The following is a 322-nucleotide window of genomic DNA, read 5'->3' on the forward strand; positions in this document are numbered from 1 at the left end:
CGAGACCAGGACGTTGATAGGCTGGGTGTGGAAGTGCAGTAATGCATTAAGCTAACCAGTACTAATTGCCCGTACGGCTTGTCCCTATAACCTTAGCAGGTGCAGAGGATAAGACGGTACAACGTTGTGAGTTTGTTGATACTACCAGTCATTACCCCAATCTTTGCTTCTTCCAGATTCAGGCTTTGTCGTCCTACAGGAGACAAACGCCAGTACAAGTTATGCCTGATGACCATAGCAAGTTGGTCCCACCCCTTCCCATCCCGAACAGGACCGTGAAACAACTTTGCGCCGATGATAGTGCTGCAACCAGTGTGAAAGT

2 rRNA genes are annotated in these 322 nt (G+C 48.8%); both read left to right on the forward strand.

The features are described 5' to 3' along the window. A 23S ribosomal RNA gene (locus MRBLMS1_RS18825) occupies positions 1-86 on the forward strand; the annotation flags it as partial. Positions 87-224: 138 nt separating this feature from the next. Then, positions 225-322, forward strand: a 5S ribosomal RNA gene (gene rrf / locus MRBLMS1_RS18830); the annotation flags it as partial.

This window comes from Massilia sp. LMS1-1-1.1, assembly GCF_040815535.1.
GTDB lineage: Bacteria > Pseudomonadota > Gammaproteobacteria > Burkholderiales > Burkholderiaceae_D > Janthinobacterium > Janthinobacterium aestuarii.